Source organism: Comamonas sp. Tr-654, assembly GCF_011752915.1.
Taxonomy (GTDB): domain Bacteria; phylum Pseudomonadota; class Gammaproteobacteria; order Burkholderiales; family Burkholderiaceae_C; genus Comamonas.
In genome coordinates, this window is the sequence record NZ_VWWQ01000006.1 from 330,657 (window position 1) to 354,293 (window position 23,637).

The window sequence follows — 23,637 nt, forward strand, 5'->3', positions numbered from 1 at the left end:
GCAATCTCCGCCTGCTGATGATTGTTGCGCCGGTTGCCGCAATTCACGACACGCGCTCTCGATATTGGCCGAAATCATACGTATGGCGAACTTCTGGCGCTCATGCAGCAACACCTGCTAAGCCTTCATGCGCCGCCACAAAGTGGCGCGACTGATACCGAGAATTTCACAGGCCTGGCGCTGATCACCCCCAACCGACTCCAGCACCTCGCGCAATCGCTTCTGTTCGGCAAGGCGTCCCGCGTCTCTGAGCTGTGCCTGCCTGGCCATGACAGGCTCGGCCAGAGCCAGGCCATCAGCACACTCCGGGAAGACTTCAAGCAAGCGCGCCATATCCAGAAGGCCGCCCCGACCTGAGCCCAGGTAATCGCTGCAGGCCAGCAGGCGCTCCACCCAGTTGTCCAGTTCACGGACATTGCCGGGCCAGTCATGCACCGCAGCCCTGGCCAGCAGTGCATCAAGCTGCTGCTCCACCCTGTCATACAGTGCGCGGGGCAACCCGCTTGCAGCGCTCAGGCGCTGAGCCAGCATGGCGCGGCCCAGTTCCGCAATATCGGCCGCACCGCGCATATGCAGTGAAGGCGTACTCAGGCGCAGCACCGCCAGCCGGTAGTAGAGATCGCGCCGGAACCGGCCACGCTCCACTTGATCGGCCAGATCAGCATGGGTGGCGGCAATCACGCGCACATCCACGGGAATCGGCGTGGTGGAACCTACGCGCAACACCTCACGCTCCTGCAGCACACGCAGCAGCCGAGATTGCAGCGCCAGCGGCATATCGCCGATTTCATCGAGAAACAGGGTCCCGGTATGCGCAGCCTCTATCAAACCGGTCTTGCCGCCGCGCCTGGCCCCGGTAAAAGCGCCTTCCTCGTAACCGAAAAGCTCGCTCTCCAGCAGGCTTTCGCTGAGCGCCGCGCAGTTGACTGCGAGAAATGGCTGCTCTGCACGCCGCCCCGCGCTGTGAATGCCTTGCGCCACCAGCTCCTTGCCGGTTCCGCTTTCTCCCAGGATCAGCACCGTCGCATCGCTGCTCGCATACTGCCTGGCCAGCAGTCGCACGCGCTGGGCAGCGGGGCTGCTGCCCAGATAGTCCTCAATGCGCCAGCGCACACCGGCAGCTCTTTGCCGCTGACTGGCGCGCAGGCTGCGATCGGCCCGCTGGATCACGGCAGGATCGCGGCAGACCAGCAAAGCGCCAGTCACCAGCCCGTTCTCCACAATTGGCGCGCGTCGCACCACCAGGGTACGCAAGGCCAGTTGCACCACCTCTTCTCCCCCCTCCTCACCGGCCAGTGCTCGGGCCGTGCCCAGGGCCGGAGCCACGTCGTCCAGCATACGGCCGTGCAAGGCCTCGACCGGGACCCCGAGCAAGGCGGCCATGCGTGGGTTCAGTGCGCAAATGCGGCCACGCTCGTCCACGGCGGCCACACCGTCCTGCAACTGGTGCAGCACGGTTTCCAGACGTTGATGCCGGTCACGCTCGGCACGTCGATGCCGAGCCAGCAGCATGGCATCGCTGAGCGCCTGGCGCACCGAAATATCGGAATACAGCAACACGCTGGCCATGCCCGCCTGCTCTGCCAGGTCGGCCACCAGGCCCGGAGCCACCACGGCGCCAACGCCCGACGCCCTGAGTTTCTGCACACAGGCCGGCGCGTCATGCGGACCTTGATAGGCGATCTGGACCAGACCCAGCCCGAACAGGCTGTCGAACTGTGCCACCACCGGCGACGGCACCTCGAAGTTGACCAGCCCCACGCGCGGAGCTTCCTCGGTGGTCTGCAACTTGGCCTGGCGCAGCGCCTGCAGCAAATCCAGGCCACGCACTTCGACCATGGCCATTGGAATGTCCACGCGTTCTCGAATCCAGGAACCACTGGCTCCCGCCCCCACCAGGGCATCGATGGGCTGGCGCAGATTGAGTGCATGCACCTGGGCCACCGCATCGTCGAAAGAAGCCGAGATATGCGAGAACCTGGCCTCACCCGACCAGAGCTGTGCCAGCCGCTCCAGCACCCGCCCCACACGGTAGCGGCCTACGGTGACGATGTGGGGCAAATGCGGCTGGCCAGCTGTTGGCAGACGTTTGACTCCATGATTCGATATCGCATCTGTTTCATTCATGAAAATGATTATTTCATCATTGAAACAGAAGCCATACACAACCGCAGATGGACACTCCGCAAAACCCCAGAAATTCCAATGATTTCAAATACTTGGCACACAAAGGGTTTTCCCTAGATCTACCTGGCACAGTGCTTGCGGTAACAGCTCATACCAATAGGGATTTGGATCCAGGAGATATCCATGTTTTTGAACCGTCGCAATCTTGTTGTCCAGGCCTTGACTCTTTCCGTGCTGGGCGCAGCTGGCCTGGCCCAGGCTGCCGACTGGCCCACGCGCCCGATTCGCCTCGTGGTGCCGTTTTCCGCGGGCGGCGCCAATGACTTGATGGCCCGTTCGGCGGCCGAAGGCGCTTCCAAGATCCTCGGCCAACCCGTGGTGATCGACAATCGCCCCGGCGCAGGTGGCACAGTGGGGGCCGATATCGTGGCCAAGGCCCAGCCCGATGGCTACACGCTGCTGGTCAGCGCGGCCGGCGTCATCTCCAACAGCATGATCAAGAAGACCATGCCTTTCAAGGATGATGCGCTGCAGCCCGTGGTGATGATCGGCCTGGCACCTTCGGTGATCGTGGTGCCCAAGAACGCGCCCTATAACAATCTGCGCGACTTCGTCGAAGCTTCGAAGAAGGGCGCAGGCTTCAACTTTGCCACCGCAGGCACGGGCAGCACGCCGCACTTCGTGGCCGAGATGCTGAATGTGAAATACGGTGCCAAGCTGCAGCCCGTGCCCTACAAGAGCGGTTCGGAGAGCACCACGGCCGTGCTGGGCGGCCAGGTCGAAGGCACGTCCGAAGCCAGCATCATCGCGCTGCCGCACATCATTCACGAGGGCAAGTTCAAGCCTCTGGCCACGACCTGGACCCAGCGCATCTCTGCCTACCCCCAGCTTTCCACTGCTGTGGAGCAAGGCTTTGCGGATCTGCAGATCGCGCACTGGGCCGGCATTCATGCCCCCAAGGGCACACCGCCCGCCATTCTGGACAAGCTGGCAGCTGCCGTGGACAAGGCCATGAAGGAGCCTGCCACCGTCGAAAAGCTCAAGGGACTGGGCATCGAGCCGGTCGGCGGCACACGTGCGGAATTCGTGAAGTTTGCCGATGCCGAGCGCAAGCGCCTGGGCGAGATCGTCAAGGCAGCTCAAATGCAGGAAAAGTGAGATTCACAAAAAGCATAGCATCCAGCGCATACCCCATAAACGCTGAAGCCTGAAAATAGTACTGAGAGCTGATTCATGATTTCCCGTAGAAACGCCTTGCTGCGCGCCACTGCCTGCGCTGCCGCCACCACCGCCTTGCTGGGCGGCCCCTCTGCCGCTCTGGCCCAGGGCTCTGAAGCCTGGCCCACCCGCACCGTCAAGCTCATCGTGCCCTATGCGGCAGGCGGCTATGCCGACACCCGCGCACGCCTGATTGCCGACTCGCTGGGCAAGGTGCTGGGCCAGCCCGTGATCATCGACAACCGCGGCGGTGCCGGTGGCGTAACGGGCACGGACGCCATCGCCAAGGCCAACGACGGCCACACCTTCGGCTTCGGCTCGCCAGGCCCCCTGGTCACCAACCCCATGCTGATGAAGAAGATGCCTTATGACGCCAAGACGGCGTTCAAGCCCATCATCCTCATCGAGCAAGCACCCCTGTTTCTGACCACCGCTCCCAACCAGCCTTTCAAGAGCGTGCAGCAACTGCTGGCCCATGCCAAGGCCAAGCCTGGCGATCTGACCTATGGCTCCTCGGGCGTGGGCGGGGCCCATCATCTGTCGGGCGAGCTGCTGGCCTACCAGACCCAGACCCAGCTGACCCATGTGCCCTACAAGGGCGGCTCGCTGGCGGCCACCGACCTCATGGGCGGCCATCTGGCCATGATGTTCGAGATGGGTTACTCAGCCCTGCCTTCCATCAAGGCCAAAAAGATCAATGCCCTGGCCGTCTCCAGCAAGACCCGTCTGGCCGTGCTGCCCGAGGTGCCCACGCTGGATGAAGCCGGAGTCAAGGGCTTTGAGTCGTACAACTGGCTGGGCATGATTGCGCCGGCCGGCACGCCCGACGCCGTGGTGGCCAAGCTCAACCAGGCCGTCAACGAAGCACTCAAGACCGACAAGTCTCTGCGCCAGATGATCGAAAGCAGCGGCGGCCAGATCATGGGCGGCACGCCCCAGGCCTATGGCAAATACCTGGAAGCCGAGCGCGCCAAGTGGGGACCGGTGATCAAGAACGCGAATATTTCGCTGGACTAATCCTCTGGGGAGCTGCGCGGCAGCTCTGCCTGGCGACGCCCGTCAGAAGTACATGCAGCCATCAAATCTGATAGCTGAATGCGCTCATCAGATAAGCCTCAAAGCCCTTTTCAAGAAGAAATCTCATGAACCCGAAACAACAACTCAAGGCCCTGGCCGATGCCCGCCGCGGTGTCATTGTTCCCGGAGCCTTCAACGCCATGTCGGCGCGGCTGATCGCCGATCTGGGCTTTGAAGCCATCTATGTAACCGGTGCCGGCGTGACCAATATGTGGTTCGGCATGCCCGACCAGGGTTTTATGGGCCTCAGCGATATCGCCGACCATACGGCCCGCATCCGCGATGCCGTGGAAGTGCCGCTACTGGTCGATGCCGACACCGGCTTCGGCAACGCCGTCAATACCTACCATGCCGTGCGCACGCTGGAGCGAGCCGGCGCCGACTGCATTCAGCTCGAAGACCAGGTCAGCCCCAAGCGCTGCGGCCACTTCAATGGCAAGGCCGTGATCGAAACCAGCGAAATGCTGGGCAAGATCAAGGCCGCTGTCGATGCGCGCCGCGATAGCGGCACCCTCATCATGGCCCGTACCGACGCTGCAGCCGTCCACGGCTTCGAGGCCGCCATCGAGCGGGCCCAGCAGTTTCAGGAAGCCGGTGCCGACATCCTGTTTGTCGAAGCCGTCACCCAGGCCGAAGAAGTGCGCACCCTGCCGCTGCGTCTACAAGCCCCACAGCTCATGAATATGGTCATCGGCGGCAAGACCCCCATCTTCAACGCCGACGAACTGGGCGAGCTGGGCTATGGCTTTGTGCTCTACGCCAATGCAGCACTGCAAGGTGCCGTGGCCGGGATGCAAAAGTGCCTGACGCTGCTGCGCGACGATCACAAGGTTGATGAGGACCCTGCCATCGTCGCTCCCTTCCTTGAACGCCAGCGGCTGGTGAACAAGGACTTCTGGGATGGGCTGGAGCAGAAATACCAATAACTCCAAGGTATATCCTGAGGAGCAGACAGCGTGCAACGCCTGGGCATCAAGCGTTGCACGCTGTTTTCTTGATCATCCCGCATGGGGCAGAGCCTATAGGGCAGATCTTGGCCTGACCTTCAGCTCACGGCGATAGGCGCGCAGCATCTGGCGTGGGTAGCGGCTGCCATCCGCGAACAGGCTTTCTTCGTACTTCTGGCGGAGATGCCGTATATCCAGATCCGATTTGGCAATCCGGCCCCGACCCGCCTTGAAGTGTGCGACTGCAGCTTTGTGCCAGGCGCAGAAGATCGCCCAGACCATCAGCTGATGTGCCTCACTCCACGCTTTTGCTTGGTCTTGCGCCATCTCCCAATGTTCAGACAGCTGGGGAAACAGACCTCCGTCGCCAGCCATGAGGCGTCCGTCAGAAATCCATATTTGCGATGGCCAGAGCCGCGACGCTTCACGGAGCACTTTCTTGAATTTCATGGGATCGCTGGAGGTGTTGGGCTCGCGAAATAGGGGCAGTACCAGATCGCACATGACTTCTGACGCCTGCGAACTGGCACAAGCACTCTCACTGGGCGCCAGATTGCGCCCGATGGTATGCGACCAGCGCGTTCGCATGTCCATGGCCGATGCCATGCTCGAGCTTGAGATACGCGACCTGCTCCATATGTTTCTTGTTGTGCAGGCCTTCGAGAATCTTGATCCAATGCGTGACCGGCTGGCCGTAGGTTTTCTCGATGGAAGGAAAGTAGGAGGCCGGGCCTTTGATCTTCGGTTCACTTGTCATGTGCAGCTCCAAGGGTTGAATGAAGAGTCATGCGCAAAGCATCACCGAAGCCCGGCCACTTTTCCATCGGGATTGCGCCGCATGCAATAGATGCAGCAGCGCCGCCACTGCGTCTTCCTGAACCCGTCTTCGGCGGTCAGCCTGCAGGCCCGCTTGGGCACCAGCTCACGCCTTCCAGCCCTGCAGCATCAGATCCAGCGCCTGCAAGGCCTCGTTCAGGCGCTCGGGCGGAGCGCCCTCCTCGGCAATCCAGAAAGCCGCTTCGATCAGGCAGCCGTTGAGCAGCCTTGCCAGCGCCGGTGCGCTGGCATTCACGATAACGCCGTCGTCGATGAGCTGCTGCAAAAAGCCCGCGATAAAAGCAATGCATTGCTGATGCTGCTGCCCCTGGTCGGTACCGGTGAGCACAGAGCGCGCATCCTGCAGCACGATGCGACGAATCTCGGCCTCCTGTGCCATGGCCAGATAGGCCCGGCAATAGGCCAGAAATCCTTCCCATGGATCGGCATGGCCTCGCAGCACAAGCTCCAGCCGCTGGTCCATTTCTTCATCCATCTGCGCCACCACGGCAGCCAGCAGACCAGGCTTGCCACCAAAGTGGTGATAGAGCGCGCCGCGCGTCAGGCCCGCCTGCGCGGTCAGCTCGTCCATGGCTGCCTGGGCATAGCCATGCCGAGCGAAAGCGCTGCGCGCCGCGCTGATCAGCTTGGCCCGTGTGGCTTCGATCATGCTGGCACGACTCTGGCGGACTTGGGTCACTGCGAACTCCCGGCAATATTCACATACAAAGCGTATGCCAATCATACGCGCTACATCCCAAGCTCCTAGAATGTCACTCGCATACACAATGTATGCAAATGAATCTATGCAAGGGTTTCCATGTTGAATGCTTACCGCAAGCTGTTTACGGCGCCGGGCAGCACAGGCTTTGTGCTGGCCGGGCTGCTGGCGCGACTGCCGCTGTCGATGACGGGGATTGGCTTGATCACCATGCTGTCACAGCAGCGCGGCGCCTACACGCTGGCAGGCATGGTGTCGGCCTGTTTCGCACTCTCGATTGCCGTTCTGGCACCGCGCATCTCGGCGTTGGTTGACCGATACGGCCAGTTCAGGGTACTGCCGTTTGCGGCCGCCAGCAGTGCGCTGTCCATGCTGGCGCTGCTTGCCTGTGCCCACTGGCAGGGGCCGGACTGGCTGCTGCTGGTACTGGCCGCTGCCGTCGGCAGCCTGCCCAGCATGCCGGCCATGGTTCGCGCCCGCTGGACGGCAATCTACAGCGGCACGCCTCAGCTGCAGACAGCGTTTGCACTGGAGGGCGTGCTCGATGATCTGGCCTTTATCGTCGGCCCGCCGCTGTCGGTGGGCCTCAGCATGCTGCTGTTCCCCGAGGCCGGCCCGCTGGCTGCGGCGCTGTTCCTCATCATCGGCGTAGGCCTGTTCGTGGTGCAACGCCGCACCGAACCACCTGTCAGCCCGCATGACGACTCGGAAAAAGGCAGGGCTTCGTCGATGCTGCGCCAGCCTGTGGTGCGCACGCTGGCACTGTTCATGCTGGCGCAAGGCGTCATCGTGGGCGTGATCGATGTGGCCAGCGTGGCCTTCGCCACGGCACAGGGCCAGCCTGGCATGGCCAGTGTGGTGCTGTCCTTCTATGCGCTGGGCTCCTGCGCCATGGGCTTGCTGTTTGGCACGCTGCGCCTGCAGATGCCGCTCAGCCGCCAGATCGTCTGGGTCGGGGCATCGGTCGCCATCTCCGCCCTGCCCCTGCTGCTGGCCAGCAATCTGACCGCGCTGACGCTGGCCGTCCTGCTGGCAGGCATTACCTTTGGCCCGACGATTACCGTGGCCATGAGCTTGGTGGAGCAGCAGGTACAAGCCAACCGCCTGACCGAGGGCATGACCTGGCTGCTGACCGGCCTCGCCAGCGGCGTGGCCCTGGGTGCAGCCGCTGCCGGCTGGCTGATCGACCACTGGGGCGCACAGCAATCGTTTGTGCTGACGCTGCTGGCGGGCGGCGCCATGTGGCTGTGGGGTGCGCAGGCCGGACGGCAAGCCGACCGGGCGTCAGTACCGGGCATGAGAGCCGTCAACCTATGAATCAGCGGCTATCGCTTATTCAGCAATCAGTTTCCGCTATCTTTTCAGAATTCCTTCTGCGCAGGCACGGCAGCCGGCAGTGCCAGGCCAGGTGCCCGTGCCAGCGCAATAAAGGCCTGTAGATAGTCGGTATGCAACTCTGCCTCGCGCGCACCGAGGTAGATTTGCTTGGCGATCCCCTTGCTGCCCAGCTTCACAGGCACGACGGCCATCTTTTCGGCATATTCCAGAGCCAGCCAACGCGGCAGGGCAGCGACGCCCCGACCGCTGGCGACCATCTGCATCATGATGTCGGTGGTCTCTATGGTTTTATGGCGCTTGGGGGCAATGCCTTTGGGCAGCAAAAACTGGGTATAGATGTCGAGTCGATCCACAGCCACAGGGTAGGTAATCAGCACCTCGCGAGACAGATCACTGGGCTTGACATGGCCGGCCTGGGCCAGGGCGTGATCCGCAGCCACCACCAGCACCTGCTCATAGTCAAAGACGGGCTCAAAGTGCAAACCCGGCTTGAACAGTGGATCGGGCGTGACCAGCATGTCGATCTCATAGCCGAACAGCGCACCAATGCCGCCAAACTGAAACTTCTGCTTCACGTCCACATCCACATCGGGCCAGGCGGCCAGATAGGGTGAGACGATTTTCAGCAACCACTGGTAGCAAGGATGGCATTCCATGCCGATGCGCAAGCTGCCGCGCTCTCCCAGAGCAAATTGCTGCAAATGCGACTCGGCCAGATCCAGCTGAGACAGCACGCGATTGGCCACCGCCAGCAGGTATTGACCCGCCTGTGTCAGACACAGGCTGCGCCCTTCACGCAACCAGACATCGGTGCCAAGCTGGGCTTCCAGCTTTCTCATGCTGTGGCTCAGGGCGGGCTGGGTGACGCACAACACATCGGCTGCCGCAGTCAAAGAGCCTTGTTTTTCGACCTCTTGCACGATGGCTGGATGGATACGCTCAATCATCTGTGAAAGAAATTCATGGATACATGAGAAACAACCATTTTACTTCATGCATCTATTCAAAGAACATCCAGTCCGCTGACCCGAGCCACTCTGGCCATGGGCCACCGATCAAAAGACTGGATTTCTGCATGACGACTATTCACAACCTGGGCTTTCCTCGCATTGGCGCAAAGCGCGAACTGAAGTTCGCGCTGGAGTCCTATTGGAGAGGTGAGACCTCACGTGATGCACTCAAGGCGCTGGGCGCCGAGCTGCGACAACGCCACTGGACCGCGCAGCAAGAGCTGGACTGGGTGCCCGTGGGCGACTTCGCTTTCTACGACCAGGTACTGGACATGAGCTTTACGCTGGGCAATCTGCCTGAACGGGTGCAAGGCTTCGGAGGCGATGCGCTGGACAACTACTTTCGCGTGGCCCGCGGCCGTTCGGCAATCACGACCGAATCCCGCAGTACCGACCACATCCACTGCTGCGCTGGTGTCGCCGCGGGCGAGATGACCAAGTGGTTTGACACCAACTACCACTACATCGTTCCCGAGTTCAGCTCGACCACCGAATTCAAGCTCGATGCATCGCGCCTGCTGGAACAACTGGCCGAAGCCAGGGCACAAGGCATACAGGCCAAGCCCGTCCTCATCGGTCCCGTCACCTATCTGGCACTGAGCAAAGCCAAGGACGGCACCAGCAAGCTGGAATTGCTGCAGCGCCTGCTGCCCATCTATGCGCAACTATTGGATGTGCTGGCGACCCAGGGCGTTGAATGGGTGCAGATGGACGAACCCATTCTGGTCACAGAACTCGATGCCGACTGGCAACATGCCTTCCACACTGCATACCACCACCTCAAGAGTTGCAGGATCAAGCTGCTGCTGGCAACGTATTTCGGCCAGCTCGCCGAGAACAAGTATCTGGCAGCAAACCTGCCCGTGGCCGGCCTGCACATCGATGCTGTCAATGGTCAGGACGATGTGCAGCAACTGCTGGGTCTGTTGCCCGCACACAAGGTGCTGTCGCTGGGCGTGATCAACGGCCGCAATATCTGGAAAACCGATCTGGCTGCCGTGCTGGACTGGGTGGAGCCGCTGGCAGAGCGCCTGGGCGACCGTCTCTGGATTGCGCCATCCTGCTCCTTGCTGCATGTACCCGTGGATCTGAACAGCGAACAAAGGCTGGATGCCGACATCAAATCCTGGCTGGCCTATGCTCTGCAGAAACTGGATGAGCTGCGCGTGCTGGGCAAGGCTTTGCGCAATGGCCGAGATGCTGTCGCAGCCGAACTGGCCGACAACGCTGCCGCTCTGGCAGCACGCCGAGCATCGCCTCGCGTGCACAACCCTGCGGTGCAAGCTGCGGTCAAGCAGATCAACGCTAGGCTGGGTCAGCGCCAGAGCAGCTACGAAGCACGCGCCCCCAAGCAATCCCGGCTGCTGAAGCTGCCAGCCTTCCCGACCACCACCATCGGCTCTTTTCCCCAGACGGCAGAAATACGCCAGGCGCGCAGCGAATTCAAGGCCGGTCGCCTGGATTTCGCTCACTACCAAGGCGCCATGCGTGCCGAGATCGAACGCTGCGTGCAAGAGCAGGAGGCTCTGGGGTTGGACGTGCTCGTGCATGGCGAGGCCGAGCGCAACGACATGGTCGAATATTTTGGCGAGCAGCTCGACGGCTATGCCTTCAGCCAGTTCGGCTGGGTGCAGTCCTATGGCTCACGCTGCGTCAAGCCGCCCATTCTGTTCGGCGACATCAGCCGCCCCAAGGCCATGACGACAGAATGGATCCAGTACGCCCAGTCCTTGACCCGCAAACCCGTGAAAGGAATGCTGACAGGCCCGGTCACCATCCTGAACTGGTCATTCGTGCGCGATGACCAGCCGCGCGCCACATCCTGCTATCAGCTGGCTCTGGCGATTCGCGCGGAAGTGCTGGATCTGGAAAGAGCCGGCGTGCGCGTGATCCAGATCGACGAGGCTGCATTGCGCGAGGGCTTGCCATTGCGCAAATCACAATGGAAGGAATATCTGCACTGGGCCGTGGAAGCGTTCCGCATCAGCGCCAATGGCGTTGCCGATGAAACCCAGATTCACACCCATATGTGCTATTCGGAGTTCAACGACATCATTGCTTCGATTGCTGCCATGGACGCCGATGTGATCACCATAGAGACTTCGCGCTCGGACATGGAGTTGCTGGAGGCTTTCGAGCATTTTGACTACCCCAATGAGATCGGCCCGGGGGTCTACGACATCCACTCGCCCAATATTCCCACCAAGGCAGACATTCTGCAGCTCATGCAGAAGGCAGCAGAACGCATTCCCGCCGAACGCCTTTGGGTCAACCCCGACTGCGGCCTCAAGACACGCCAATGGGCCGAAGTGATTCCCGCGCTACAGCATATGGTGGAAGCCGCCAAGACATTGCGCCAAAGTGTCGCGCTGGCCGAAACCGTCTGAACCGAGGCCCTGCGGCCTTTTCCGTTCGGCCCAGGCATTGCCTGGGCTTTTCATGGCGAGCAGCAAACAGCCTGTAGCGGCCGCATGAGCGCCCGGTGGCAAAAACGCGGCCGCCCGCTTCCCCATTTGCCGCCATATGCAGCTCTTCGACCACAAGAAAGCAGGCACATAAAGCAAAAAGCCCTGCAGACTTTTATCTGCAGGGATTTTCCACAAATTTGGAGGCGCGAACCAGAGTCGAACTGGTCTAACCGGATTTGCAATCCGGGGCATAACCGCTTTGCTATCGCGCCGCTATCACAAAAACCTGGAGCGGGAAAACGGGTTCGAACCGTCGACCTATACCTTGGCAAGGTATCGCTCTACCAACTGAGCTATTCCCGCATTCAAAAAGCTTTCGCTCTCTGATGCGAACCTGTATTGCTACAGGTTCTGAAACCTGGAGCGGGAAAACGGGTTCGAACCGTCGACCTATACCTTGGCAAGGTATCGCTCTACCAACTGAGCTATTCCCGCATTCAAAAAGCTTTCGCTCTCTGATGCGAACCTGTATTGCTACAGGTTCTGAAACCTGGAGCGGGAAAACGGGTTCGAACCGTCGACCTATACCTTGGCAAGGTATCGCTCTACCAACTGAGCTATTCCCGCATTCGGAAAGCTTTCGCTCTCTGATGCGAACCTGTATTGCTACAGATTCTAAAACCTGGAGCGGGAAAACGGGTTCGAACCGTCGACCTATACCTTGGCAAGGTATCGCTCTACCAACTGAGCTATTCCCGCATATCTACCGAAGCCCAACATTGTACAACGTTGTTTGCTGCGATGGATGAATTGTAGCGCAGTTCTGAGCCCTCCCAGAAAAAACGCCACAATTTTCACAAAACAAGCTTAATGCTTGATGGCTGCCTCGACCGGCTTGGCATCGGTGGCCGCTACAGCGGCCACCGCTTCCTCGGACAAAGGATCGGGCACACGCTCCAGGGCCACCTTGAGAACCTGATCGATCCACTTCACAGGAACGATCTCCAGACCGCTCTTCACGTTATCGGGAATGTCCTGCAAATCCTTGACGTTCTCTTCGGGAATCAGCACGGTCTTGATGCCACCACGCAGAGCCGCCAGCAGCTTTTCCTTGAGGCCACCAATCGCCGTGACTTCGCCACGCAAGGTGATTTCACCGGTCATGGCCACGTCAGCACGCACGGGAATGCCCGTGAGCGCCGAGACAAACGCCGTCGTCATGGCGGCACCAGCGCTGGGGCCGTCCTTGGGCGTGGCGCCGTCGGGCACGTGCACATGGATGTCCTTTTTCTCAAAGGCTTCATCCTTGATGCCGAGCAGACGAGCGCGGCTGCGCACCACTGTACGAGCAGCTTCCACCGACTCCTTCATCACGTCGCCCAGTGAACCAGTACGGGTGATGACACCCTTGCCAGGCATGGTTGCGGCTTCGATGGTCAGCAGATCGCCACCGACTTCGGTCCAGGCCAGGCCCACAACCTGCCCCACCTGATTGGCATGCTCTGCGCGGCCGTAGCTGAACTTGCGCACGCCCAGATAGTCGTTGAGGTTGTCGGCATTCACCTCCACCTTGGGCTGGAGCTTGCCAAGCTGCAAGCCCTTGACCACCTTGCGGCAGATCTTGGACAACTCGCGCTCCAGCGAGCGCACACCAGCTTCGCGGGTGTAGTAGCGCACGATGTCGCGGATCGCGGCTTCGGTCACCTCCAGCTCGCCCTCCTTCACACCATTGTTGGTGAGTTGCTTGGGCAGCAGGTAGCGGATGGCAATATTGGTCTTTTCGTCTTCGGTGTAACCCGACAGACGAATCACCTCCATGCGATCCAGCAAGGCCGAAGGAATGTTCATGGAGTTGGAGGTCGCCACAAACATCACGTCGGACAGGTCGAAGTCGACCTCCACATAGTGGTCGCCGAACTTGTTGTTCTGCTCGGGGTCCAGCACCTCCAGCAGTGCGCTCGATGGATCGCCACGGAAGTCCATGCCCAGCTTGTCGATCTCGTCAAGCAGGAACAGAGGATTGCGCGTACCGACCTTCTCCAGGCTCTGCAGCACCTTGCCGGGCATGGCACCGATATAGGTACGGCGGTGACCGCGAATCTCTGCCTCGTCACGCATGCCTCCCAGCGCCATGCGCACGTACTTGCGGCCCGTAGCCTTGGCAATGGACTGCCCCAGCGAGGTCTTACCCACGCCGGGAGGTCCGACCAGGCACAGAATCGGGGCCTTGACCTTGTCCACACGTTGCTGCACGGCAAGATATTCGAGGATGCGGTCCTTGACCTTTTCGAGACCAAAGTGATCTTCGTTCAGCACTTCCTCGGCATTCGCCAAGTTGTGCTTGATCTTGGTCTTCTTGCTCCAGGGCAGGCCGGTCAGCACTTCGATGTAGTTACGCACCACCGAAGCTTCTGCCGACATGGGCGACATCAGCTTGAGCTTCTTGAGCTCGGCCTCGGCCTTCTTGCGGGCCTCGGCAGGCATCTTAGCGAGCTTGATCTTTTTCTCGATCTCCTCGATGTCGGCACCATCCTCGCCCTCGCCCAGTTCCTTCTGGATGGCCTTGACCTGCTCATTCAGATAGAAGTCGCGCTGATTCTTCTCCATCTGGCGCTTGACGCGACCACGGATGCGCTTGTCGACATTGAGGATGTCCACCTCGCGCTCGAGCTGCTCGAAAAGATTTTCCAGCCGTTCCTTGATGTCCACCAGATCCAGCACTGCCTGCTTGCTCTCGAGCTTGAGAGGCAGGTGCGCCGCGATGGTGTCCGTCAGGCGACCGGCATCGTCAATGCTGGCGATCGAGGTCAGAATCTCCTGGGGGATCTTCTTGTTGAGCTTGACATACTGATCAAACTGCTGAGTCACCGCACGGCGCAGCGCTTCGATCTCGCTCTGCTCATGGGCACCATCAGCCTCCACAGGCGTCACAGACGCCGTGAAATGAGACTCTTCGTCGGTGATCTGCTTGACCAGGGCACGCTGCTGGCCCTCGACCAGCACCTTCACGGTGCCGTCGGGCAGCTTGAGCATCTGCAGGATGGTGGACACGCAGCCCACATCGAACATGTCTTCCGCTGCAGGCTCATCCTTGGAGGCCGTCTTTTGCGCCACCAGCATGATGCGGCGATCGCCTTCCATGGCCAACTCCAGAGCCTTGATGCTCTTGGCACGCCCCACAAACAGCGGAATCACCATATGCGGGAACACCACCACGTCCCGCAAGGGCAGCAGCGGCAGATCCAGCTCGGTGGAAGGCAAAGGGGTTTGTCCAGACATAGGTATCCTCGGTTTATCAGCGGAAGATGGTCCGCCTACCGGTGTATTTCAACCCCTGCGTGCAAATTGTTTTTGCCACCGCAGGGGCATTGCCTTTCCGTCTCATGCAGCAAGACGCCCCATCGAAGAAGCGCCTCGCACGCAAGCACAGTATCAGGCCTTTTTGGCCGCCTCGCGGTAAACCAGCAGCGGCTCCTTGCCGTCTTCAATGGTGGCCTCTTCCACCACCACCTTTTCCACGTTCTCGGCCGTTGGCAACTCGAACATGGTGCTGATCAGTGCCTGCTCGACGATAGAGCGCAGGCCACGAGCGCCGGTCTTGCGGGCCAGAGCCTTGCGGGCAATCGCCTTCAGTGCCGCCGGGCGGATTTCCAGCTCCACACCTTCCATGGCCAGCAGCTTGCTGTATTGCTTGACCAGCGCGTTCTTGGGCTCGGTCAGGATCTGAACCAGTGCCTCTTCGCTGAGCTCGGCCAGCGCCGTCACCACGGGCATGCGACCGACCAGCTCGGGGATGATGCCGAACTTGATCAGATCCTCGGGCTCGATCTCAAGGAACATTTCCGAGATGGAACGCTGCTTCTTGCTCTTGACGGTAGCGCCAAAGCCGATGCCCGAAGCCTCCGTGCGGTTCTCGATGACCTTCTCCAACCCCGCAAACGCGCCGCTGCAGATGAACAGGATGTTCGTGGTGTCGATCTGCAGAAAGTCCTGATTGGGATGCTTGCGCCCGCCCTGGGGCGGAATGCTGGCCATCGTGCCTTCGATCAGCTTGAGCAGCGCCTGCTGCACGCCCTCACCCGAGACATCGCGCGTGATGCTGGGGTTGTCCGACTTGCGGGAGATCTTATCGATTTCGTCGATGTAGACAATGCCGCGCTGCGCGCGCTCGACGTCGTACTCGCAGCTTTGCAGCAGCTTCTGAATGATGTTCTCGACGTCCTCGCCCACATAGCCGGCTTCGGTCAGCGTGGTGGCATCGGCCATCACGAAGGGGACATTGAGCTGACGCGCCAGCGTCTGGGCCAGCAAGGTCTTGCCCGAACCCGTGGGGCCGATCAGCAAGATATTGCTCTTGCTGAGCTCCACATCGTCCTTGCCGGCCTTGTCCTTGTGATTCAGCCGCTTGTAGTGGTTGTAGACCGCCACGGCCAGCGTGCGCTTAGCCTGTTCCTGACCGATCACATAGTTATCGAGATTGGCCTTGATTTCGGCAGGCGTAGGCAGATCGCCGCGGCCTTCCTTGGCATCGGCGGCAGGCTGTTCGTCGCGAATGATCTCATTGCACAAGTCGATGCACTCGTCGCAGATGAACACGGACGGGCCGGCGATCAGCTTTTTGACCTCGTGCTGGCTTTTGCCGCAGAAGGTGCAATACAAATTCTTTTCGGTGGAAGAGCCTTTTTTATCGGCCATGGGGGCTGTGCCTCGTTACGAAAAAACGAAAATTAATGATAACCAAAGACAAGGCGGCGTAGCCCTTCAGGGACAAACGCCGCCGAGCAAGTCCCGGGAGCCAGTCAGCAACTCCCAGGATCTTCATTGCCAGCACCCGCAAGCCCAATCAGACTGGGGCTTGGGTGCTATGCATTTCAGGAACGCTTGCTGATTACCTGGTCAACCAGACCGTAGTCCTTAGCCTCATCGGCGGAAAGGAAATAGTCGCGTTCGGTGTCATTCTGGATCTTTTCCAGGGGCTGGCCAGTACGCTCGGCGAGGATCTTGTTCAGGCGTTCGCGAGTCTTGAGGATTTCGCGGGCATGAATTTCGATCTCGGTCGCCTGACCGCGTGCACCGCCCAGAGGCTGGTGAATCATGACCTGGGCATTAGGCAGTGCGTAGCGCTTGCCCTTCGCACCTGCCGACAGCAGGAAAGCCCCCATGCTCGCGGCCATGCCGGTGCACAGTGTCGAGACGTCGGGCTTGATGAAGTTCATGGTGTCGAAAATCGCCATGCCCGCCGTCACGCTGCCGCCGGGGGAATTGATGTAGAAGGAAATATCCTTGTCGGGATTTTCGCTTTCCAGGAACAACAGCTGAGCCACCACCAGATTGGCGGTCTGGTCGTTGACCTCGCCCACCAGAAAAATCACGCGCTCCTTGAGCAGACGCGAATAAATGTCGTAGGAGCGCTCACCGCGACCCGACTGTTCAATGACCATGGGCACCATGCCCAAACCCAATGTATCCAATGCGCTCATGTTTTCTCCAGTGCTATGCGCCTACTGTAGCCGCATTCTGAAAAGAAAATGGGGCTTGCGCGCAAAAGCACAAGCCCCGCAATTCAAGTTATCGGAACTTGCCTAGGGCAAGCACCGATAAAAGGTTCAGCCCTTAGGCCTGACCCATCAGCTCGTCGAAGGAAACAGCCTTGTCGGTGACCTTGGCCTTGCCCAGAACGAAGTCGGTGACGTTGTTTTCGATCACAACGGCTTCCACTTCGGCCAGACGGTTGCGGTCGCCGAAGTACCAGCGCACCACGTCTTCGGGCTTCTCGTAGCTGGAAGCCAGCTCTTCGACATGAGCCTTGATCTGCTCGGCAGTAGCTTGCAGATTGTTGCTCTTGACCAGCTCGGCCACCACCAGGCCCAGACGCACGCGACGCTCGGCCTGGGGCAGGAAGATGTCTTCGGGGATTTCAGCCTTGGCAGCATCCTTGATGCCGCGCTGTTCCAGCTCGGCGCGCGCGCCTTCCAGCAGACGACCGACTTCGGCTTGCACGGAAGCCTTGGGCAGATCCAGCTCGGACACGGACACCAGAGCGTCCATCACGGCTTGCTTGTTGCGGCCTTGAACGCGGAACTTCACTTCGCGCTCCAGGTTCTTCTTGATGTCGTCGCGCAGGGCTTCAACGGAGCCGCCTTCCACACCCAGAGTCTTCACGAACTCTTCGTTCACTTCGGGCAGGTTGGGAGCTTCCACCTTCTTGACGGTCACCAGGAAGTCGGCAGTCTTGCCGGCCACGTCGGCACCGTGGTAGTCAGCGGGGAAAGCCAGGGGGAAAGTCTTGGACTCGCCAGCCTTCATGCCACGGGTTGCGTCTTCGAATTCCTTGAGCATCTGGCCTTCGCCGACCAGGAACTGGAAGTCTTCAGCCTTGCCGCCGGAGAAAGTCTCGCCGTCGATCTTGCCTTCGAAGTCCACGGTCACGCGGTCGCCGTCCACAGCGGCTTCACCGGCAGCGCGCTCGGTGAAGGTGCGACGCTGCTTGCGCAGAATGTCCACGGTCTTGTCGATGGCTGCGTCGTCCACGCTGGTGGTCAGCTTTTCCACTTCGGCAGTGGTCAGGTCACCGATCTTGACTTCGGGCATGACTTCGAACACGGCTTCGAATTGCGCTTCGCCTTCGGCAGCGCCTTCCTTTTCGGTGATCTTGGGCTGACCGGCAACGCGCAGATCGGCTTCGTTCACGGCAGCGGCAAAAGCCTCGCCCACCTTGTCGTTCAGCACTTCGTATTGCACGGAGTAGCCATAACGCTGAGCCACGACGCTCATAGGCACCTTACCGGGCCGGAAACCGTCCATCTTCACAGTGCGCGCCACCTTCTTCAGGCGGGCATCCACTTCGGACTGGATTGCCGACAGGGGCACGCTCAGCGTGATCTTGCGCTCGAGCTTTTCAAGAGTTTCAACGTTAACGGCCATGATTTTTCCTAAGAGGGATGAGGACCGTGCAGATTGACTAACAACCCGCACCGTGTTGCGCAAAGTCACAGTGCGCGCACGCCCGGGATCCCCTGGGACATGCGGCACCACAAATTTCCAGAGCCTGCCCCGGTCATTGGCACCCGCGTCTGGCGCCGGGCATTTGTTCAAATCAGGAACAGGCGAAGCCGACCATTATAACGAGGCGCCGCGCAGGCTCCGCCATCGCCATACAGGGGTTTGCCTTAAAAGCTGACACCGCAGCTGCACAGCAGGGGGCGGGAAAAGAAAAAGCCCGTAACGGCTTGGGGTTACGGGCTTGGGCAGCAGAGAGTGCCTGTATCTGGTGCGCGGAGCCGGACTCGAACCGGCACGGTGTTGCCACCGTCAGGACCTAAACCTGGTGCGTCTACCAATTTCGCCACCCGCGCGGTCAGCAATGCGCAAATCTACGCCTACTGAGGTCAAGACACAGATTCTAGCCGCAAAATCGGCAGTCTTTCGCACAATCCAGGCTCAGGCAGTGTCCTTTCTGATGCGGAATGCCGCCGCGTACATGGCGGGCAAGGCCAGCAGGGTCAGCACGGTCGCCACGATCAGGCCGCCCATGATGGCCACCGCCATGGGACCCCAAAACACACTGCGCGACAACGGAATCATGGCCAGCACGGCTGCTGCTGCCGTCAACACGATGGGACGCAGCCTATGCACGGCCGCCTCCACAATCGCATCCCAGGCCGGTACGCCACGGGCACGCCCACTTTCGATCTGGTCGATCAGAATCACCGAATTACGCTGAATCATGCCCATCAAGGCCACGACACCCAGCAGCGCCACAAAGCCGAAGGGACGATTCAGCAGCAACAAGGCTGCTGCCACACCGGGTATGCCCAAGGGACCGGTGATAAACACCAGCAGCGAACGGCTGACGCTGCGCAGTTGCAGCATGAGCAATGTGAAGGTCAGAAACAGCAGCACCGGGATACCCGCCACGATGGCGCCGGAGCCCTTGGAGCTTTCTTCCACCGCACCGGCCACCTCGATGCGATAGCCTGTGTCACCAGCTACATGCCAGCTGGCTTCCATCTTGCGCAGTTGCGGCAACAGCTCGTTGGTCAGCGTGGCGCCCTGCAGGCCCTCACGCACATCGCCTTGAACGGTAATCGCGAAGTTGCGCTTCTCGCGCCACATCACGCCCGGCTCCCAGACCATGACAGGCTTGGCAATCTGCGTGAGCGGGATCGACTGGCCGTTTGCCGTGGTGACATAGACAGTCGCGATATCGGTAATGGCATCGCGGTCCTGCTTGGGCGGGCGCATCACAATATCGATCAGCTTGTCGCCTTCACGGAACTGCCCCACGGTAGTACCGCTGAAATTCATGCCCGTGGCTTCGGCGATCGACTGACTGGTCACACCCAGGGCGCGCGCCTTGTCCTGGTCAACCTGCAGGCGTATGACCTTGACGGACTCGTTCCAGTTGTCGTTCACGCCACGCATATCGGCATTGGCCTGCATGAGCGCCTTGACCTCATCGGCGTAGGTGCGCAGCTTGGCAGGGTCCGAGCCCATGACACGGAACTGCACCGGATATTGCACGGGCGGCCCATTGGGCAGCAGCTTGGAGCGCGCCCGCACCTCGGGGAATTCCTCAGCCATCAGCGCCGGCAGCTGCTTGCGGATTTCCTCGCGCGCCTTCAGGTCCTTGGTCACCAGAATGAACTGGGAGACGTTGTTCTGCGGAAAAACCTGATCCAGCGGCAGATAGAAGCGCGGCGCTCCGGAGCCTATCCACTCGCTGACGGACTCCACACCATCAAGCTGCAAGAAGCGCTTTTCCACACGCAGCGTCACTTCCTTGTTGGCCTGCAGGGAAGTCCCCTCGGGGAACCATATATCGACCAGCACTTCGGGACGGCTGGAATCGGGGAAGAACTGCTGCTGCACCTTGCCCATGCCGGCCAGGCCCAGCACGAACACCAGCACCGTCGCGCCAATCGTCAGCCAGCGGTGCTGCACGCACCAGTTCACCGTGCGGCGGAAGCGGTTGTAGAACGGCGTGTCGAACAGCTCATGCTCGCCCGCATCGGTGTTGATTCCCGCCTCTTCGGCCGACACCTCTCCGGACGCTACCTCGGGCGGCAGCTTGGCCGCATGCGGCGGCTTCTTGAGCAGCAGCAGGCCCAGATAGGGCACGAAGTACACGGAGGCGAACCAGCTGAGCACCAGGGCAATCACCGTCACCGCGAAGATGGCGAAGGTGTATTCGCCCGTCATGGATTTGGCCATGCCGATGGGCAGAAAGCCGGCAGCCGTGATCAGTGTGCCGGTCAGCATGGGCTTGGAGGTGATCTCATAGGCAAAGGTGGCGGCACGGTACTTGTCGTAGCCTTCCTCCATCTTGCGCACCATCATCTCCACGGCAATGATGGCGTCGTCCACCAGCAGGCCCAGCGCAATGATGAGCGAGCCCAGCGACACCTTGTGCAGACCAATATTCCAGTACCACATGGCCAGGAAGGTCGCGGCGAGCACCAGCGGAATGGTGATGCCCACCACCAGTCCGGGACGCGGGTCGATATACCAGCGCTTCCACAGCGGATGCTGCCCCGGGCGCTTGTGCAGGCCCAGGCTCAGAAAACTCACGGCCAACACCACGACCACGGCTTCAACCAACACCTGGAGAAACTCGCTGACCGAATCCGCCACCGCCTTGGGCTGGTTCTGCATATTGCTCAGCGTCACGCCCACGGGCAGGCTTTTGGCGATGCGCTCCGTGGCCTGCGTCAGCGCCTTGCCCAAGGCAATGATGTCGCCGCCCTTGACCATGGATACTCCCAGGGCCACCGTAGGCTCGCCCTGAAAACGCACCATGACATTGGCCGGATCGGCATAGCCACGGCGCACTTCGGCGATATCGCCCAACCTGAACTGCGCTCCGCCCTGGCCGATGATGGGCATGGCACGCAATTGCTCCAGGTCGTTGAACTGGCCCTGCACACGCAACACAATGGTTTCGGCTGGTGTCTGCAAGGTACCGGCCGATGCCACGGCATTTTGCTGGTTGAGCTGATCGAGTACCTGCTTGAGGTTCAGCCCCATCTGCGTGGCTTTGTGCGATAGCTCCACATAGACCTTTTCGTCCTGCACGCCGAACTGCTCGACCTTGGCCACATCGGGCACCTGCAGCAGTTGCTGGCGCACATCGTCGGCCAGGGTCTTGAGTTCCGCGTAGCTGAAGCCCTTGGCCTGCAACGCATAGATCACGCCATAGACATCGCCAAAGTCGTCATTGAAGAACGGCCCCTGTACGCCCTGCGGCAGGGTGTAACGCATGTCCCCCACTTTCTTGCGCACCGTATACCAGAGCTGTGGCACTTCCTTGGGGGGCGAGTAGTCCTTGACCTGGAAGATGACTTGCGACTCGCCGGGCTTGGAATAGCTGCTGATCTTGTCGGCATAAGGCACTTCCTGAAGCGTTCGCTCGATCTTGTCCGTCACCTGCTGCGCCACCTGCTCGGCCGTCGCGCCAGGCCAGTAGGTACGAATGACCATGGCCCGGAAGGTGAACGGCGGGTCCTCGTCCTGCCCCAGCTGGAAAAAGGCCGCAAAGCCCAGCAGCATCAGCACGACGATGAAATAGCGTGTCAGCGCTACATGATCGAGCGCCCAGCGGGAAAGATTGAAATGCGCACCACCGGTCTTTTGGTGTCCAGTGCCGCTCATTTGCCAGCCTCCGCAGCGACTGCAGGCTGAGACGCTCCAGATTCAGGAGCATTCTGCGTCTTATCCACCAGCGCTTTGGGCTGATTTGATACAGAGTTTTGTGGCGGCTTGGCGTATTTGTCGCGATACACCGTCACCTTCTGGCCCGGGGTCAGCACATGGGCGCCTGTGGCCACCACCTGCATGCCAGGTTGCAGACCCGAGGCAATCACCGCCTCGTTGCCGTCGGCGCTGGCAATCTGCACCGGCTGCAGCTTCACCGAGCTGCTTGCCGCGTCATAGAGCCAGACGGCCGTACCCTGACCGTTACCGCCCTCCTGGCGCAAGGCCGTGGTTGGCAACTTGATGACCTGGCTGCCTACGGCTTCGCGGCTGACGCCCATGCCCTCTGGCATGACATGCACGGTGGCTCCCAATGCGGGCAGGTCCGCTCCCTGCAGAGCGGCCTTGACCACATAGGTGCGCGTGGCCGGATCGGCGCTGGCCGCGACCTCTCGCACCAGGGCATTGATCACGCGCAACTCATCCGACCAGGGCCTGACCTTGACGCCTTGTCCAGGCTTGATGGCGCTACGCCGGTCCTCCGGCACGCTGAACACCGCATCGCGCGCACCATCCTGGGCAATCCGCACCACGGGTGTTCCTGCCGCAACCACCTGACCGGGCTCAGCCTCCACGGCGGTGACCACGCCATCGGCATCGGCCAGCAACTGGGTGTAGTTCTCCTGATTGGACTGGCTGGAGAGCTGAGCCCGCGCCTGGTCGAGCGAGGCCTGGGCCGCCTTCAGGTTGGCCTCATAGCGTTCCATCTCAGCCGCGCTGATGAAGTTCTGAGCGCGCAGGGTACGAAAACGCCTGGCATTGGCCTCGGCCAGATCGCGCTGCGTGGTGGCCGATGCCAACTGGGCGCGCGCGGCATCGGCACTGAGCTGATAGTCACGCGCATCCAGGCGCGCCAGCACCTGTCCGGCCTTCACATGCTGGCCCAGTTCCACCTCGCGCTTGGTGATCTTGCCCGCCACGCGAAAGCCGAGGCGAGACTCCACACGGGCCCGCACATCGCCCGAATATTCCTGGGCAGATTCGATCTGCCCCTCACCCACGGTCACCAGCTTGACGGCACGCACCGGCTCGGGCGCAGCCTCCTTTTTGGAACAGGCCGACAACATGACAGCCGCCGCCACTATGGACAGCGCCGCCAATGGCACGGCAGGCCGGCGCGGCAAAGACAACATTGCAAAACGACGAGAAGACGAAACAGCCATGGTGTTCTGGGCTTGTAAAAATAGGAAAAGCGCAGCCGCCGGGCAGGCCGCTGCACCAAA

Annotated in this window: 16 protein-coding genes and 6 tRNA genes; 5 read left to right on the forward strand and 17 right to left on the reverse strand. The window is 60.7% G+C overall.

What is annotated here, in order from left to right; all coding sequences use genetic code 11:
- Positions 1–117 precede the first annotated feature (117 nt).
- On the reverse strand, positions 118–2,127 hold the full coding sequence (prpR, locus tag F3J24_RS19565; RefSeq protein ID WP_167009853.1) for a propionate catabolism operon regulatory protein PrpR: 2,010 nt from the start codon (positions 2,125–2,127) through the stop codon (positions 118–120).
- Between the two features lie 183 nt (positions 2,128–2,310).
- On the opposite strand from prpR, the gene F3J24_RS19570 reads away from it, so the two are divergent.
- The 3 genes from F3J24_RS19570 (at position 2,311) to F3J24_RS19580 (ending at position 5,348) form a co-directional block, all read left to right on the forward strand.
- Complete coding sequence (locus F3J24_RS19570; RefSeq protein ID WP_003078435.1) at positions 2,311–3,285, forward strand: tripartite tricarboxylate transporter substrate binding protein; 975 nt, start codon at positions 2,311–2,313, stop codon at positions 3,283–3,285.
- A 75-nt stretch (positions 3,286–3,360) separates the two neighbouring features.
- Positions 3,361–4,362: a tripartite tricarboxylate transporter substrate binding protein gene (locus F3J24_RS19575; RefSeq protein WP_034363672.1), complete on the forward strand. Its 1,002-nt coding sequence runs from the start codon at positions 3,361–3,363 to the stop codon at positions 4,360–4,362.
- A 125-nt stretch (positions 4,363–4,487) separates the two neighbouring features.
- Positions 4,488–5,348 carry an oxaloacetate decarboxylase gene (locus tag F3J24_RS19580; RefSeq protein ID WP_167009855.1) on the forward strand — a complete coding sequence of 287 codons (861 nt, stop codon included), beginning with the start codon at positions 4,488–4,490 and terminating at the stop codon, positions 5,346–5,348.
- Between the two features lie 93 nt (positions 5,349–5,441).
- Here the strand turns inward: F3J24_RS19580 and F3J24_RS19585 are convergent, their stop codons facing one another.
- The 3 genes from F3J24_RS19585 to F3J24_RS19595 all read right to left on the reverse strand — a co-directional run bounded on the left by F3J24_RS19585 (position 5,442) and on the right by F3J24_RS19595 (position 6,855).
- A complete protein-coding gene (locus F3J24_RS19585; protein WP_167009857.1) occupies positions 5,442–5,819 on the reverse strand; it encodes a hypothetical protein in 378 nt (125 codons plus the stop codon).
- An 88-nt stretch (positions 5,820–5,907) separates the two neighbouring features.
- Positions 5,908–6,126, reverse strand: coding sequence for a DUF4287 domain-containing protein (locus F3J24_RS19590; protein WP_167009859.1), 219 nt, complete (start codon positions 6,124–6,126; stop codon positions 5,908–5,910).
- Positions 6,127–6,291: 165 nt separating this feature from the next.
- On the reverse strand, positions 6,292–6,855 hold the full coding sequence (locus F3J24_RS19595) for a TetR/AcrR family transcriptional regulator (protein WP_167009976.1): 564 nt from the start codon (positions 6,853–6,855) through the stop codon (positions 6,292–6,294).
- A gap of 150 nt (positions 6,856–7,005) precedes the next feature.
- On the opposite strand from F3J24_RS19595, the gene F3J24_RS19600 reads away from it, so the two are divergent.
- The gene (locus F3J24_RS19600) at positions 7,006–8,223 is read left to right on the forward strand and encodes an MFS transporter (protein WP_167009861.1); all 1,218 of its coding nucleotides are present in this window, start codon (positions 7,006–7,008) and stop codon (positions 8,221–8,223) included.
- Between the two features lie 44 nt (positions 8,224–8,267).
- Here the strand turns inward: F3J24_RS19600 and F3J24_RS19605 are convergent, their stop codons facing one another.
- On the reverse strand, positions 8,268–9,191 hold the full coding sequence (locus F3J24_RS19605) for a LysR family transcriptional regulator (protein ID WP_167009863.1): 924 nt from the start codon (positions 9,189–9,191) through the stop codon (positions 8,268–8,270).
- Between the two features lie 128 nt (positions 9,192–9,319).
- Between F3J24_RS19605 and metE the strand changes: the two genes are divergently transcribed.
- Complete coding sequence (gene metE / locus F3J24_RS19610) at positions 9,320–11,641, forward strand: 5-methyltetrahydropteroyltriglutamate--homocysteine S-methyltransferase (RefSeq protein ID WP_167009866.1); 2,322 nt, start codon at positions 9,320–9,322, stop codon at positions 11,639–11,641.
- A gap of 219 nt (positions 11,642–11,860) precedes the next feature.
- On the opposite strand, the gene F3J24_RS19615 is transcribed toward metE, so the two are convergent.
- The 12 genes from F3J24_RS19615 to F3J24_RS19670 all read right to left on the reverse strand — a co-directional run bounded on the left by F3J24_RS19615 (position 11,861) and on the right by F3J24_RS19670 (position 23,547).
- Positions 11,861–11,934: transfer RNA gene (locus tag F3J24_RS19615), tRNA-Cys, on the reverse strand.
- 15 nt (positions 11,935–11,949) lie between these two features.
- Positions 11,950–12,025 (reverse strand) — tRNA-Gly (locus F3J24_RS19620).
- Between the two features lie 56 nt (positions 12,026–12,081).
- Positions 12,082–12,157, reverse strand: a tRNA-Gly gene (locus tag F3J24_RS19625).
- Positions 12,158–12,213: 56 nt separating this feature from the next.
- Positions 12,214–12,289 (reverse strand) — tRNA-Gly (locus F3J24_RS19630).
- A gap of 56 nt (positions 12,290–12,345) precedes the next feature.
- Positions 12,346–12,421: transfer RNA gene (locus F3J24_RS19635), tRNA-Gly, on the reverse strand.
- A 108-nt stretch (positions 12,422–12,529) separates the two neighbouring features.
- Positions 12,530–14,941 carry an endopeptidase La gene (lon, locus tag F3J24_RS19640; RefSeq protein ID WP_167009868.1) on the reverse strand — a complete coding sequence of 804 codons (2,412 nt, stop codon included), beginning with the start codon at positions 14,939–14,941 and terminating at the stop codon, positions 12,530–12,532.
- A gap of 153 nt (positions 14,942–15,094) precedes the next feature.
- Positions 15,095–16,357 carry an ATP-dependent Clp protease ATP-binding subunit ClpX gene (gene clpX, locus F3J24_RS19645; protein ID WP_003057503.1) on the reverse strand — a complete coding sequence of 421 codons (1,263 nt, stop codon included), beginning with the start codon at positions 16,355–16,357 and terminating at the stop codon, positions 15,095–15,097.
- 176 nt (positions 16,358–16,533) lie between these two features.
- Positions 16,534–17,142 carry an ATP-dependent Clp endopeptidase proteolytic subunit ClpP gene (clpP, locus tag F3J24_RS19650; RefSeq protein WP_003057504.1) on the reverse strand — a complete coding sequence of 203 codons (609 nt, stop codon included), beginning with the start codon at positions 17,140–17,142 and terminating at the stop codon, positions 16,534–16,536.
- Between the two features lie 133 nt (positions 17,143–17,275).
- Positions 17,276–18,586, reverse strand: a complete 1,311-nt coding sequence (gene tig / locus F3J24_RS19655) for a trigger factor (protein WP_167009870.1) — start codon at positions 18,584–18,586, stop codon at positions 17,276–17,278.
- 344 nt (positions 18,587–18,930) lie between these two features.
- Positions 18,931–19,017 (reverse strand) — tRNA-Leu (locus F3J24_RS19660).
- Positions 19,018–19,102: 85 nt separating this feature from the next.
- On the reverse strand, positions 19,103–22,312 hold the full coding sequence (locus tag F3J24_RS19665; protein ID WP_167009872.1) for an efflux RND transporter permease subunit: 3,210 nt from the start codon (positions 22,310–22,312) through the stop codon (positions 19,103–19,105).
- On the reverse strand, positions 22,309–23,547 hold the full coding sequence (locus tag F3J24_RS19670) for an efflux RND transporter periplasmic adaptor subunit (protein WP_167009875.1): 1,239 nt from the start codon (positions 23,545–23,547) through the stop codon (positions 22,309–22,311). Before F3J24_RS19670 ends, F3J24_RS19665 begins: the two co-directional genes overlap by 4 nt.
- Between the last annotated feature and the right edge of the window lie 90 nt (positions 23,548–23,637).

Coding starts and splice junctions, on each gene's coding strand:
- prpR (WP_167009853.1), bottom strand. CDS start 2,127: ATGAATGAAACAGATGCGATATCGAATCATGGAGTCAAACGTCTGCCA.
- F3J24_RS19570 (WP_003078435.1), top strand. CDS start 2,311: ATGTTTTTGAACCGTCGCAATCTTGTTGTCCAGGCCTTGACTCTTTCC.
- F3J24_RS19575 (WP_034363672.1), top strand. CDS start 3,361: ATGATTTCCCGTAGAAACGCCTTGCTGCGCGCCACTGCCTGCGCTGCC.
- F3J24_RS19580 (WP_167009855.1), top strand. CDS start 4,488: ATGAACCCGAAACAACAACTCAAGGCCCTGGCCGATGCCCGCCGCGGT.
- F3J24_RS19585 (WP_167009857.1), bottom strand. CDS start 5,819: ATGAAATTCAAGAAAGTGCTCCGTGAAGCGTCGCGGCTCTGGCCATCG.
- F3J24_RS19590 (WP_167009859.1), bottom strand. CDS start 6,126: ATGACAAGTGAACCGAAGATCAAAGGCCCGGCCTCCTACTTTCCTTCC.
- F3J24_RS19595 (WP_167009976.1), bottom strand. CDS start 6,855: ATGATCGAAGCCACACGGGCCAAGCTGATCAGCGCGGCGCGCAGCGCT.
- F3J24_RS19600 (WP_167009861.1), top strand. CDS start 7,006: ATGTTGAATGCTTACCGCAAGCTGTTTACGGCGCCGGGCAGCACAGGC.
- F3J24_RS19605 (WP_167009863.1), bottom strand. CDS start 9,191: ATGATTGAGCGTATCCATCCAGCCATCGTGCAAGAGGTCGAAAAACAA.
- metE (WP_167009866.1), top strand. CDS start 9,320: ATGACGACTATTCACAACCTGGGCTTTCCTCGCATTGGCGCAAAGCGC.
- lon (WP_167009868.1), bottom strand. CDS start 14,941: ATGTCTGGACAAACCCCTTTGCCTTCCACCGAGCTGGATCTGCCGCTG.
- clpX (WP_003057503.1), bottom strand. CDS start 16,357: ATGGCCGATAAAAAAGGCTCTTCCACCGAAAAGAATTTGTATTGCACC.
- clpP (WP_003057504.1), bottom strand. CDS start 17,142: ATGAGCGCATTGGATACATTGGGTTTGGGCATGGTGCCCATGGTCATT.
- tig (WP_167009870.1), bottom strand. CDS start 18,586: ATGGCCGTTAACGTTGAAACTCTTGAAAAGCTCGAGCGCAAGATCACG.
- F3J24_RS19665 (WP_167009872.1), bottom strand. CDS start 22,312: ATGAGCGGCACTGGACACCAAAAGACCGGTGGTGCGCATTTCAATCTT.
- F3J24_RS19670 (WP_167009875.1), bottom strand. CDS start 23,547: ATGTTGTCTTTGCCGCGCCGGCCTGCCGTGCCATTGGCGGCGCTGTCC.